This is a genomic window from Nostoc sp. NMS8, from assembly GCF_017115045.1.
GTDB lineage: Bacteria > Cyanobacteriota > Cyanobacteriia > Cyanobacteriales > Nostocaceae > Nostoc.
Map to the genome: position 1 here is coordinate 132375 of NZ_JABXKK010000098.1, position 12890 is coordinate 145264.

Below are 12890 nucleotides of genomic sequence, written 5' to 3' on the forward strand. Positions count from 1 at the left end.
CCAAGCAATCGCCCCAACTGAAATCTAAGCCGCACAAAAAATCGGGGCAGGTTTCAAGCCTGCCCCAACATCTGATATACTGCGTCCTACGGCTGTTGCCACAAGCTTTAAGCTATTAACTAAATGCACCATATCTTCTAGAGAAAGTGCTTGACGGGCATCAGAAACAGATTTTTCAGGTTCCGGGTGACATTCAATAATTAATCCATCAGCACCGCAAGCGATCGCAGCCCTAGCCACAGGTGCTACCAACTCTCGTTTACCGACAGCATGGGAAGGATCTACAATTACAGGCAGATGAGTGATTTGCTTGAGTGCTGCCACTGCCCCTAAATCTAGGACATTACGGGTGTAATCATCGAAACTGCGGATACCTCTTTCGCACAACACCACATCAGGATTTCCGTGGCTGAGAATATATTCAGCAGCCATAACGAATTCTTCAATAGTTGCTGCTAAACCACGCTTGAGTAATATTGGTTTACCAGCTTGTCCTAAAGCTTTGAGCAAGTCGAAGTTTTGCATATTGCGGCTACCAACCTGAAGCATATCAGCGTGGGCGGCGACTACTTCAATTTGGGAAATTGACATCACCTCAGTGACAACCGGCATATTGTAATGCGATCGCACCCTTGCCAAAATCTCTAATCCTGCTTCACCCATACCCTGGAAAGCGTAAGGAGATGTGCGGGGTTTGTAGACACCGCCACGCAACCCCTGTACTGATGCAGTAGATAGCTTTTGGGCGACTATCTCCATTTGCTCTAAAGTTTCAACAGTGCAAGGCCCGCCGATAATTACGAGTTCTTCACCGCCAAAAGCGACTTTTTCTGAAATTTTAACGATCGTCTGGTGATTAGGATGAGATTGTGCGGCAAGTCTAGCGTTAATCATGGTTTTATCTCCTGAAAAGTGAGGGATTGGGGATTGAAAAGAGGCAGGGGGCGGGGAGCAGGGGGGAAAACTTTTCTCCCTTGCTCCCTGCACCCTTGCTTCTTCCCCAGTCCCCGATAACAATAAAAAAGCCCGAAACCTTTAAGAGTTCCGGGCGCGTTCTGATTCATTGGCATGACGCTATTTACCCGGAATTTAGTTTGGGCCAAAAGTAAAAGCTATAAAACCAGCTAGTGAAATAAGTCATGACAATGAAATTCTCCTTAAAAAAACAAAAACCGCAGAGTTCGCTCTGCGGTTCACCGGGGGGTTTCCATTAGGAAACTTAATTCACTCCCGGTGAACCACCCTAAACCAAAAATAAAAGTAGGAATTTGTGTTAAGCATTTGTGGGGCTTTTGCTGGAAATTCTAAAAACTATACCTATCTAATGTAACATTATCAGGAAGAACAAGCGGTGTCAACACCTCCACAAACTATAAAAAAGCGATAGACTCAGTACAACTGTGGGGATCAAGACTAGTAAAGCTTTGCAAAATTCCAAATCACGCTCTGTACTAATTATATAGTCAAGTACTAATTGCTTGTTTGCGTAGACGAAGAAAGCGGCTTGTCATTAGACATCTGGTGAAAAAGAATGTAAAGACTTTCTCTAATGGATAGAATACAGCCAACTCAAGTAAATCAGCAAGGACTCTAAGTACAGTCCGCCACAAAAAGAGTATGAAATTTAATCATTCGTATGTTGGGTGGTAGCTTGCTTTCTCGTAGAGGTACGTAGTGTAACCCAACATCAACCCTCGATATTTCCGAACCACCAGAAGTTAAAAGAGCCAAGATTGAAAAGTTAAAATATATAATTCTCCTGACTTATGACCTCATCTTCTGAAAGCTTATTGCAGACAATTGACAATCGCCATACATTATTCTTACCAAAGTCCTCATTGACCAGATCAAATTTTTAGGATCATCAATTTCATTATGCCTAGTTCCAAAATCTTAGCCCAATCTTTCGACTATTATGGAGCTTACCCCTGCCCAGTCTGTCGGATAGGTAAGATTTCTCACATGCCATTGATGGAAGCTATGGCTTGTGACTTTTGTCAAGAAATTTTTACAGTCAACTTAGAATTACAGCAAATCAAGATGCCTTCTAGGCAACCACCCTTAACTTGGCGTTGGAATGGGTTAAATTGGACAGAAGGCCAGTTAGAAGGTGTGGAATTAGGTTGGGGTTATGGACTAGCAGCAGCAGTTTTTGTAATTTTGCCCACGACTCTAATTGGTATAGTCGCTTACTATTTTCCTGCTAATCTCAAGGAACCTATAACCTGGATGCCATATATTTGGACGATATTAACTTTTTTATCACATCTATCAATTATTGTTTGGATTTTTATTGAAGTCTATCAGATTCCAGTTGCAGCATATTTGAGAGCGATCGCACGATGGAGGAATGGGGAGATGGGGAGATGAGAAATCAATTCAAAATTCAAAATTAAAGAACTTCTGCCTCCTCTTTCCCAGCCCCCAATGCCCAATGCCCATAAACAATAACAAAAGATGCAGCGGATAGATGGCTCCATCACTCATAATTAAGTTGATTGTCCACCAAAATATCGTATGAGCGATCTGGAGCGGTACTATAGAGTTTTGGAATTAGAGCCTGGAGCAACACTTGAAGAAGTGAACCAGGCTTACAAAGATTTAGTCTTTGTTTGGCATCCCGATCGCATTCCTAAAGAAAATCTCCGTTTACAGCAGAAAGCACAAGACAAGCTGAAAGCCATAAATGAAGCTCGTGAAAAGTTGCGTTCTCTAAAAACCAAACATCAAAACACACATAATTCACCGCCACCTCAACAGGAAAAACCATCTCCAACAACCCAGAAACCTCCGAAGCAAAACTCAGACTTGAGTGGCAAAGATTACAGTCGGGCAAATTTGAGCAATAAAGACTTATCTGGCAGAAATCTGAGTTATGCCAATTTGAGCGGTGCTAATCTTAGCGATACTTTTATGCACAAAGTCAATCTCAGAGGTGCGAATTTATCTGAAGCAAATTTATTTCGAGCAAACCTACTTTTAGCGGATCTCAGGGAGGCGAATTTACGCGCTGCTAATTTGATTGGAGCGGATCTCAGTGGAGCTGACTTGCGAGGAGCCGACTTGACGGGAGCGCGGATTCGCTCTGGTGAGCGTCTTCTAGTTAAATTAGTTGGCACTAACTTGGCAGGAGCAATTATGCCTGATGGTTCAATATATCAATAAGCTAAGGCAGCGCTATGACATAGAGTGTATGAATTACTCAAGCATTTTGAAGTTGAAAATCTAACCTAGTACAGCACGGCGTAAATAAATATACCATTTCAAATAGATACAAGCCTTGATATATGAACCTTTTGAATGCATGACTTCCGCCTTGCGGTACTAGTCTGATCTATGCCTACAACCTACCTGTAAAATTGAATGTGATGATACATCAAGGCTTTTAAGCACTGTGAACTTTTTTATCGGTTGTGCTGTTTGGGCATATAAAGGTTGGGTGGGCGAACTCTATCCCCAAGGCACTCGCACTGCCGATTTTCTCCATCTCTACAGTCGTCGCTTCACCACTGTAGAAGGTAACACTACCTTTTATGCCGTGCCTAACCAAGAAACTGTAACCCGTTGGGCTGCCGAAACACCAGCAGGTTTTGAATTTTGTCTAAAATTACCACGAGATATTACCCATCAAGGTTTGCTACAACCTTATATTCCGGCTGCTTTAAAATTTCTGGAGGGGATGCGCCCTTTAGGTAAGCATCTTGGCCCAATCTTTGCTCAGTTACCACCCAGTTATGCACCTGCATTACTTGACGATTTGACCAACTTTCTGGAAGCTTGGCCGCATACAGAAGTACCCCTAGCGCTGGAAGTTCGGCATCCCGACTGGTTCCAGGAACCCCATGCTAGTAATTTGACGGCACTTTTAGAAAAGTTAAGTGTAGGACGAGTATTATTAGATTCGCGCCCCATTTATAGTGGAGATGATGACCCACAATTGCAATCGGAACGACGTAAACCTAAATTACCGTTGCAATTGAGTGTGACAGCACCTTTTACTCTGATTCGGTTTATTTCTCATCCGAATTTATCAGTGAATCAGCCATTTATGGAAGAGTGGGTAAGACAGATTCAGCAATGGTTAGAGATGGGAGTGCGAATTTATTTCTTTGTCCATTGTCCAATAGAAGCGCGATCGCCCAGCACAGCCCGTCACTTCCAACAGCTATTGGAACAAAGTGGGACATCAGTTCCACCCCTACCTTGGAATAACCTTGAGCATCCCCCTAATCAACTCAGTTTATGGTGAGTATATTTAGTAGATAATTGGTGTTGTAACACTTTTCTGTGAAAGCGAATTTTTTAAAATCAGTTTTAGCAAAGGAGGTTGAGATGAGTCGTCTTCTTTATGAAAAATCAGTCTCATATAAAGGATATCTCATCATTCCATTTGTTTTTAGCAAAGCAGATAATTACGAGATTTATTCGTATAACTTAATATCTGAAATTGCTCACAGGAGCAAATTTCATAAAGTAGAAAACCCAGTAGGTCTTTATGGAAGCAGTATTAGTAACATCATTGATATTGCTAAAGAGCATATCGATCAAAATTCGGAGTTTGTTCATCGGGGAGATAGTTTTAAGTCTCGCTATATTTATCGAAATAATTTGATTATTATTTTTCAAGAAGAAGACAAATATTTTTATGACCATTACCCACCAGAGTTATTGAATAATATTGCAGCTCCAAAGTTATTCAAATCCGAATATGAATGTTTGAGTTGGATTAAGCAGGGGTTTGATGGGCGACATGTGGGGCAAAGAGCTATTTGAAAAAGGTAGAAGTGAGTCAGACATGGTATACAGCAGGGGACAGGGAACTCTTAACTGGGTTGAAAATCTTTTGGTATATGACTTTTTTAGTAAACTTTGTACCTGATTTACCTGAAATCTGCTGTAAGTCCTGAATTCACAGCTATTTTCAGGTAAATAGACCACACGGTAGGGGCACAGCATTGCTGTGCCCTGACGACAGATGTGGTTCAAATACATGAAAACTAGGTTTGCAAGAAACTTTTGCAGACATCGAAACCTTGGCGCAAGAATGCCATTTCCGCAATTGTCAGCATAATAACGAACCGGGTTGTGTTTGCAGCAGGCTTTGGCTGAGAGAAAACTTGATTATTCTAGATTTCTTAGCTAAGAACAATACGCTTGGGTTAAGGGCTACTGGCAACAATTTTGGGTTTTCGAGACGCGATAAATCGCATTCTCTACAAGAGTTTTGTTGCTCATTCTGAACTGTATTGAACTATAGAACACATTTTTTACCGTTCAACGACCAGTCATTTGCTCCAGCTTTTCGGGGTATCTAGCTCCTTGCACCGCGATTTTGGAGGCGGCGTCATCGATATCACGCAGATCGTCGGGCGTGAGCTCGACTGAGACTGCGCCGATGTTTTCGTCCAAGCGATGCAGTTTTGTGGTGCCTGGGATCGGAACAATCCACGGCTTCTGGGCCAGCAGCCAGGCGATCGCAATCTGAGCAGGTGTCGCCTGCTTCTGTTCTGCGATGCTGCCGAGCAGATTAATCAGCGCTTGATTCGTCTTGAGAGCTTCTGGCGTGAAGCGAGGCAAGGTGCTGCGAAAATCGGAACTGTCGAAGGTCGTGCTTTCGTCGATCTTGCCAGTGAGAAAGCCCTTACCCAACGGGCTGTAAGGGACAAAGCCGATTCCGAGTTCCTCAAGGGTCGGTATCACTTCCTTTTCAGGAGTTCTCGTCCACAGCGAGTATTCGCTCTGGAGTGCCGTCACAGGCTGAACCGCGTGGGCGCGACGGATCGTTTGCACTCCTGCTTCCGAGAGTCCAAAGTGCTTCACCTTACCTGACTGAATCAGTTCCTTCACCGCTCCTGCTACGTCTTCGATCGGCACGTTCGGGTCAACTCGGTGCTGATAGAGCAGGTCGATTGTCTCGACCTTGAGTCGCTTGAGCGAACCCTCCACGGCTTCCTTGATATGCTCCGGTCGGCTATTCAATCCGGGCGCACCCGTCATTCCGCGCGGATCGGAATTAGGATTAATATCAAACCCGAATTTGGTGGCAATCACCACTTGTCCACGGAAGGGAGCAAGGGCTTCGCCCACAAGCTCTTCGTTGGTGAACGGGCCGTAGACTTCGGCGGTGTCAAAGAATGTAATGCCGCGATCGATGGCGGCTCCCAAAAGGGCGGTCATTTCCTGTATGTCTTTGGGTGGGCCATAAGAAAAGCTCATTCCCATACAGCCCAGTCCAATGGCCGAGACTTCTAGATTGCTGTTCCCCAGTTTGCGCTTTTGCATTGTTTTTTTCCTTTAATGTATAACTGATATTGTTTACCGTTGATCGTTTCCTCTCACTCGGTGCCGGATTCTTGTGCACCTATCTCCCGGACTCTGAATTCTTCCACGTCGGTCAATAAAAGATACTTCCTGAGCAACGCTTCATCAAACTCGGCACGGCGATTCATTTTGTTCAGTAAATCTCGTCGTCGCTCCAGCACTTCCAGGTAAATGGATTGATAGTCTTTTAATGAGTTTTGCCAAGCGAGATTTGATTCAGAGAGTTCGCGATCAAAAACCTTCAGATCGATTTCAAGCTTCGAGAACAGATTATCCAAGTGTTCGTTTCGCGCCCGCTCTTCGCTGTATTTTTCTTCCAAAAATCGAAGCGAAGCCAGTGCTAATTTCTTTTGAATGATGATCTGCTGGTGTTGCTCAGGGATGAGGGTGAACCTATCTTTGAGGTTTACTGTGCGGATCAGCCAGGGAAGCGTTAACCCTTGAAAAACCAGGGTGATTAGAATGACGATAAACGTGATGAAGAGAATTAGCTCACGGTAGGGAAATGGCTGTCCGGCTTGAGTGAGGAGCGGGACGGAAAGTGCGGATGCTAGCGATACCACACCGCGCATTCCCACCCAACCGAAAATCAGCGGGCCTCTCCATCCTGGATTCGGGTCTGACACCGTGATAAAGCGGCTCATGACTCTCATCAAAACAGAAGTTCCTAGTGTGCAAAGCAGCCTTGTTCCGATCAGCACGATCGCGATGATTAATCCATACCCAACGGCACTGCCTAAACTAATGTTTCCAAGCTGCCGGACGACAAACGGCAATTCGAGTCCGATGAGCAAAAAAATCAGCCCGTTCAAAACAAAGACCAGATTCGCCCATACATTTACGCTTTCAATCCGGCTTTGGTAACTCAGAAAACGATCGCGCTTGCTGGATAAGAGCAATCCACCACTTACGACCGCTAGCACGCCTGAACAGTGAAAGTGTTCAGCAGCATAATACATACAGTAAGGCGTAACCAGGGTTAGGACAATTTCGATGCTGGACGTTGTGGGTAATAAACGATGAATGCCATAGAAAATCAATCCCACAACCAGACCGATCGCGATTCCCGTTAAAATCACGAAAACGAAGTTGACGGCTGCTGCTTGAAATTGAAACTGTCCGGTGAGAACTGCCGCCAACGCGAAACGAAACACAATCAGCGACGAGGCATCGTTAAGCAAGCTTTCGCCTTCGACAAGGCTGACCAGGGATTTCGGCACGTTGACCCGCCGCATAATCGTCGTCGCAGAAACGGCATCAGGCGGTGAGATAATGCCACCCAACAGAAAGCCCATCGCTAGAGTAAAACCGGGAATCAGCGCATTGGAGACCACTGCAATTACGCATGACGTTAAGATGACGATCGGAAAAGCAAACCCGATGATTAGCCCTCGCCATTTCCAGAATTCTTTCCACGAGACTTGCCACGCTGCTTCATACAGCAAGGGTGGAAGAAAGATCAGGAAAACTAGCTCTGGGTTAATGGTGATATTTGAAAACGGAGCGATGAAACTCAGCGCGAGTCCGCCCAGTACAAGCACGATCGGATAAGCCAGTCGCAGCTTATTCGCAATCATGACCAATCCGAGAATGATCAAGATCAGGCAAATATATTGAATGAAGATGTCTTGCATGAAGCCGGTGTTGAAGAGAGGAGTAACGTGATTAAGAGTTGGGTTTATTCACGACTTCATTTAAGCATTGCAAAGCATTCAGTGTTCGAGGATATCCCACCCAAGGCAACAATTGTGTAATTAGATCCAGTAGTATGTCTTTGCCGTTTCCGACATTCAGATTGCCTTGAATGTGCCCCTTGATTTGTGATTCAACCCCGCCCAGGGCAATGAGAATGGACAGTGTAATCAGCTCCCTAACTTTGATGTCTACGCCATTGCGGGTGTAATAATCGCCAAAGCAATTGGCAGACAGAAACCTTTGAATGTGTAGCTGGTCTTTAGGCGATCGCTCATACATTCGATCGATCGCCTCGCCGAATATGGCTTTCTGTACTGCCAGCCCTTTGTCGTAGCGGGTTTCCGGGCTGGTGGTCGATTGCCCTTCTAAAGGTAATTGAATGCCCCGACTCGTCAGCACTTCATTCGTGGTATGGATAAAGTCAAATGCTTTTGCCATACCCACATAAGGCACCGCCTGATACACAATCTCTTTGATTTCGATAGGCGTTACTCCGACATTGAGTGCAGCGCCCACCATTACTTTGAATTCGCTCACAGCCTGAGAGCCAATGATAGATGCCAGAATCAGCATCACTCTTGTCTTTGTATCCAGCTTACTATGAGCAATCACTTCATCGAAGGCGAAGTTATCAAACACTTCGATCAGTTCAGGGTCAGTTACTTTCAGGGTCGATTTGTAGTTTGGAAACAGTTCTTCGTGATTTTTGTGGGCTGCTTCACTGATCTTCTGTGAGGATTGAGTTCTGTCCTTTTGCGGTGTATTAGTCATACTTAACTCCTTTGAGCCAAAGTTCTGTGGTTAACGATTCCGTTTACAAACCCGTTCTTTTTTCCAACTCTTCTGGACAGCGTTTTAGCGACCCGTCATTTGCTCCATCTTTTCGGGATACCGCGCCCCTTGCACCGCGATCTGGGAGGCAGCGTCATCAATGTCACGCAGATCGGCGGGTGTGAGTTCGACTGAGGCTGCCCCAATGTTCTCTTCTAGGCGATGTAGCTTCGTGGTACCCGGAATCGGCACAATCCACGGCTTCTGAGCCAGTAGCCAAGCAAGTGCGATCTGAGCCGGTGTCGCCTGCTTTGGTTCTGCCATGCTGCCGAGCAGATCGACCAGTGCTTGGTTCGCCTTCCGGGCCTCGGACGTGAAGCGAGGGATGGTGTTGCGGAAGTCGGACTCATCCAGCTTGGTGTTCTCGTCGATCTTCCCCGTGAGGAAGCCCTTACCCAAAGGACTAAAAGGAACAAACCCAATTCCGAGTTCCTCCAGGGTCGGTATCACTTCCGCTTCAGGCTCCCTCCACCACAACGAGTATTCGCTCTGGAGTGCTGTTACAGTCTGAACGGCGTGGGCACGACGAATGGTTTGTACACCTGCTTCCGAAAGACCAAAGTGCTTAACCTTACCTTCTTGAATTAGCTCCTTCACCGCTCCGGCTACATCTTCAATTGGCACGTTTGGGTCAACCCGATGTTGATATAGCAGGTCGATCGCCTCAACTTTGAGTCGTTTGAGCGAACCCTCGACGGCTTCCTTGATGTGTTCCGGTCGGCTATCCAACTCACTCCACCTCGATTCGCCGTTGGCAGCGGGTTTGAACCCGAACTTAGTAGCAATTACCACTCGGTCGCGGACGGGAGCAAGGGCTTCGCCGACGAGTTCTTCGTTTGTAAATGGACCATAAACTTCAGCAGTATCGAAAAATGTTACACCGCGAGCAACAGCCGCTCGGATTAGGGCAATTGCTTCCTGCTTGTCCATAGCCGGACCATAGCTAAAGCTCATTCCCATGCAGCCCAGCCCGATCGCCGAGACTTCTAAATTGCTGTTTCCAAGTTTGCGCGTTTGCATTTTGATTTCTCCTTTGAGGTTTCACCTCGGTTATTTATATCTAAGGGAAGACATATCGATCGCGAAGCGGTACTTCACATCGGACTTGAGCAGGCGATATGCCTCCGGCACGCGATCGCACTCAGTCTAACCACCAGCACTATCCTTACCAAGGCTGCGTGGTTGGGCCAATCGTAAATTCGTTCACGTTTGTGTCTTCTGGCTGGTCAATCGCAAACGCCACAACATTGGCTACTCGATCCGGTGAGATGCCATATTGCTTATACAACGCTGTCATTTTTTCAGCCGCATCTTGGTCAGTAATCTGATCTAACAACTCAGTGTTAATTGCGGCAGGGTAAATTGTCGCAGTACGAATGTTAGTCCTTTCTTGGGCAGACTCCATGCGTAGAACTTCCATGAAATTGCGTACAAACCATTTCGTCCCACCGTAGATCGCACCACCTGGATAAGCTTTTAATCCAGCAACCGATGAAGTTGCGATAACATGCCCAGACTTTTGGCTAACAAATGTTGGCAACACAGCAGCAATACCATTGAGTACACCCTTGATATTGATATCAACCGTTTGATTCCATTCATCAGTTTTCAGTGCAGAAAGTGGAGAAGTGGGCATGATGCCAGCGTTCAAGAAAATAACATCGACGCCTCCAAATGTTTCCTTGGCAAGCTTGACGATCTGGGCGTTATCAGATGGGTTAACCACATCCATCACTTGATAGACTGCTTGACCGCCAGCTGTTTGAATTTCATCAACCAGTTGTCTCAATTGTTGCTCGCGTCGTGCGCCCAATACGACTTTAGCGCCTTTGCTTGCAAGCAATTTTGCACTTGCTTCACCAATCCCTGATGATGCGCCGGTAATAATCACAACTTTGTCTTTAATCATCTTATTCCTCTTTTTGTTGAGTAACTACTGAGTTCCGCTTTCTTCGGACTTGCCCAGTTGCTCGCTTACCGACTGAGATGCTGATTGAAGAAGGACTGAAGCTTGTCCCAGGGGATAAGGTTCACCCGGTCATACAAATCGACATGTCCCGCACTCGGAACGATGTAGAGATCCTTTGGCTCGGCTGCGCGCTTGTAGGCATCTTCGCTGAACTCCCTGGAATGTGCATTGTCACCCGTGATGAACAGCATGGGACGAGGCGAAATCGTCTCAATATCATCGAACGGGTAAAAGTTCATGAATTTGACGTTGCTGGTAAGCGTCGGGTGCGTTGTCAGCTTCGGCGACGAACCTTTGGGGGTGTGTTCGCCTCTGGAAGTGCGGTAGAAGTCGTAAAACTCACGCTCAATGGCGGTGGAGTTCTCGTTCAGTTCATGCACCGTCCCGCCAGTGTATTTGGTTTCGCCGCCCGTGAACTGGGCATAGCGTTGGTCAACCGCCTCTGCGATCGCTTTCTTTCTCTGTTCGAGGGTCGTAGAATGCCCAAGCCCGTTACGGCTGGCCGCACCCATGTCGTACATGCTTACCGTTGCAATGGCCTTCATCCGCGGGTCAATCTTGGCGGCGCTGATCACGAAGCTCCCACTGCCGCAAATCCCAAGAACGCCAATCCGGTTTCTGTCAACGAATGGCCGAGTGCCTAGAAAATCGACCGCAGCACTAAAATCCTCGGCATAAATATCCGGCGAAACAACGTTGCGGGGCTGCCCTTCACTTTCGCCCCAGAAGGACAAATCGAGGGACAAGGTGACAAATCCCTGGTCAGCCAGCTTTTGGGCATACAGATTTGCGCTCTGTTCTTTGACTGCGCCCATTGGGTGCCCGACAATGATTGCCGGATTCTTGGCGTTCTGATTCAAAGTTTTGGGAATGAAGAGATTCCCGGCAACCTGCATATTGTATTGGTTTTTGAACGTAACTTTCTGCACAGTAACCTTGTCGCTCTTATAGAAGTTGTCCGCTCCCGCGACCACAGAGGACTGCTGTACAGGTGCTTGGGGACTTTGACGCGAGACGTGTGTTTTGTCGAGCCCAAATGCCACCGTTGCGTAGGTTGCACCAATCAAGAGGGTTGGTATTAGAACGAGGTGTTTCATTGAGTTCTCCGTATGTGTGGGTTTATTTAGCGGGTTAGCTTCGGTTTGGTGCGTCTGCCTTCAGCGGGGCCATGTCGATGACGAAGCCGTAGCGCACATCCTTGTTCAAGCTTTCCCCACAACGGCGTCACGGTTGGCGACGAAGCTCACTGCACCGTTTGACCGCCATCGACGACTAAGGTGTGTCCGACGACGAAGGCAGCCGCATCCGAACACAGCCAGAGGACGGCATTGGCGATCTCTTCAGGCTGACCCATCCTTCCGACCGGCTCCTCCGCAATCACCTTCTCCTTTCCTTCAGCAGTGCCACCAGTGAAGCGAACCATCATCGGTGTGTCAATGTAACCGGGGGCAACGGCATTGACGCGGATGTTCTGCGAGGCGTAGTCGAGAGCCGCCGACTTAGTGAGTCCAATCACGGCGTGTTTTGCGGCGGTGTATGCGGCTCCGCCCTTAATGCCTATGACCCCGGCACCCGATGATGTGTTCACGATCGCGCCACCCCCTTGCTTGAGTAGCAGCGGAATTTCATACTTCATGCACAGAAAAACGCCGCGCAGGTCGATGTCTACGATCCGATCCCATTCTTCCTCTTTGATTTCCGCTGTTGCTACATTCTTCTGCTCCACACCGGCGTTGTTGAAGGCAAAGTCCAGCCGCCCGAAGGTCTCAATGGTCTTGGAAAGAGCCGCCTTCACGTCCTCGGTTCGCGTCACATCGCACTTGACGGCAAGCACTCGTCCGCCGAGTTCTTCGATCGTGCGGGCCGTTTCTTGATTGCCCTGTTCTGAAATGTCAGCGACCACTACATTAGCGCCCTCACGGGCAAATGCCAGCGCCGTAGCTCTACCAATGCCGTTCGCGGCTCCAGTCACAAACGCAACTTTTCCTGTGTACTTTCCATTTTCGTTCGTTGTCATAATTTTTTTCCTTCAATTCTTTACCTAACAAGGTCTTAAAACCACTAGATGCGGAGA

At 47.0% G+C, this 12890-nt stretch carries 12 protein-coding genes; 4 read left to right on the plus strand and 8 right to left on the minus strand.

The genetic code is table 11. The features are described 5' to 3' along the window. Positions 1-24: 24 nt before the first annotated feature. Complete coding sequence (gene aroF, locus HWQ39_RS23600) at positions 25-894, minus strand: 3-deoxy-7-phosphoheptulonate synthase (RefSeq protein WP_292850286.1); 870 nt, start codon at positions 892-894, stop codon at positions 25-27. 981 nt (positions 895-1875) lie between these two features. On the opposite strand from aroF, the gene HWQ39_RS23605 reads away from it, so the two are divergent. The 4 genes from HWQ39_RS23605 to HWQ39_RS23620 all read left to right on the plus strand — a co-directional run bounded on the left by HWQ39_RS23605 (position 1876) and on the right by HWQ39_RS23620 (position 4773). After that, positions 1876-2370 carry a hypothetical protein gene (locus tag HWQ39_RS23605; protein WP_292850289.1) on the plus strand — a complete coding sequence of 165 codons (495 nt, stop codon included), beginning with the start codon at positions 1876-1878 and terminating at the stop codon, positions 2368-2370. A 147-nt stretch (positions 2371-2517) separates the two neighbouring features. Beyond that, positions 2518-3165, plus strand: coding sequence for a pentapeptide repeat-containing protein (locus HWQ39_RS23610; RefSeq protein WP_292850292.1), 648 nt, complete (start codon positions 2518-2520; stop codon positions 3163-3165). 229 nt (positions 3166-3394) lie between these two features. Further along, entirely contained in the window at positions 3395-4249 is an 855-nt protein-coding gene (locus tag HWQ39_RS23615; protein WP_292850295.1) for a DUF72 domain-containing protein, read from the plus strand. 83 nt (positions 4250-4332) lie between these two features. Continuing rightward, complete coding sequence (locus HWQ39_RS23620; protein WP_292850796.1) at positions 4333-4773, plus strand: hypothetical protein; 441 nt, start codon at positions 4333-4335, stop codon at positions 4771-4773. 501 nt (positions 4774-5274) lie between these two features. Here the strand turns inward: HWQ39_RS23620 and HWQ39_RS23625 are convergent. From HWQ39_RS23625 to HWQ39_RS23655, 7 genes are all read right to left on the minus strand, one after another. Beyond that, positions 5275-6282, minus strand: coding sequence for an aldo/keto reductase (locus tag HWQ39_RS23625; protein WP_292850298.1), 1008 nt, complete (start codon positions 6280-6282; stop codon positions 5275-5277). A 53-nt stretch (positions 6283-6335) separates the two neighbouring features. Continuing rightward, on the minus strand, positions 6336-7955 hold the full coding sequence (locus HWQ39_RS23630; protein WP_292850301.1) for a Na+/H+ antiporter: 1620 nt from the start codon (positions 7953-7955) through the stop codon (positions 6336-6338). 31 nt (positions 7956-7986) lie between these two features. Next, a complete protein-coding gene (locus HWQ39_RS23635) occupies positions 7987-8787 on the minus strand; it encodes a carboxymuconolactone decarboxylase family protein (RefSeq protein WP_292850304.1) in 801 nt (266 codons plus the stop codon). A gap of 84 nt (positions 8788-8871) precedes the next feature. Continuing rightward, positions 8872-9867 carry an aldo/keto reductase gene (locus HWQ39_RS23640; RefSeq protein ID WP_292850307.1) on the minus strand — a complete coding sequence of 332 codons (996 nt, stop codon included), beginning with the start codon at positions 9865-9867 and terminating at the stop codon, positions 8872-8874. 145 nt (positions 9868-10012) lie between these two features. Next, entirely contained in the window at positions 10013-10738 is a 726-nt protein-coding gene (locus HWQ39_RS23645) for an SDR family oxidoreductase (protein ID WP_292850310.1), read from the minus strand. A gap of 83 nt (positions 10739-10821) precedes the next feature. After that, the gene (locus tag HWQ39_RS23650; RefSeq protein WP_292850313.1) at positions 10822-11913 is read right to left on the minus strand and encodes an alpha/beta hydrolase; all 1092 of its coding nucleotides are present in this window, start codon (positions 11911-11913) and stop codon (positions 10822-10824) included. Positions 11914-12059: 146 nt separating this feature from the next. Continuing rightward, positions 12060-12833 (minus strand): SDR family oxidoreductase, encoded by a 774-nt coding sequence (locus HWQ39_RS23655; RefSeq protein ID WP_292850316.1) that lies wholly within the window; start codon positions 12831-12833, stop codon positions 12060-12062. Positions 12834-12890: the final 57 nt, after the last annotated feature.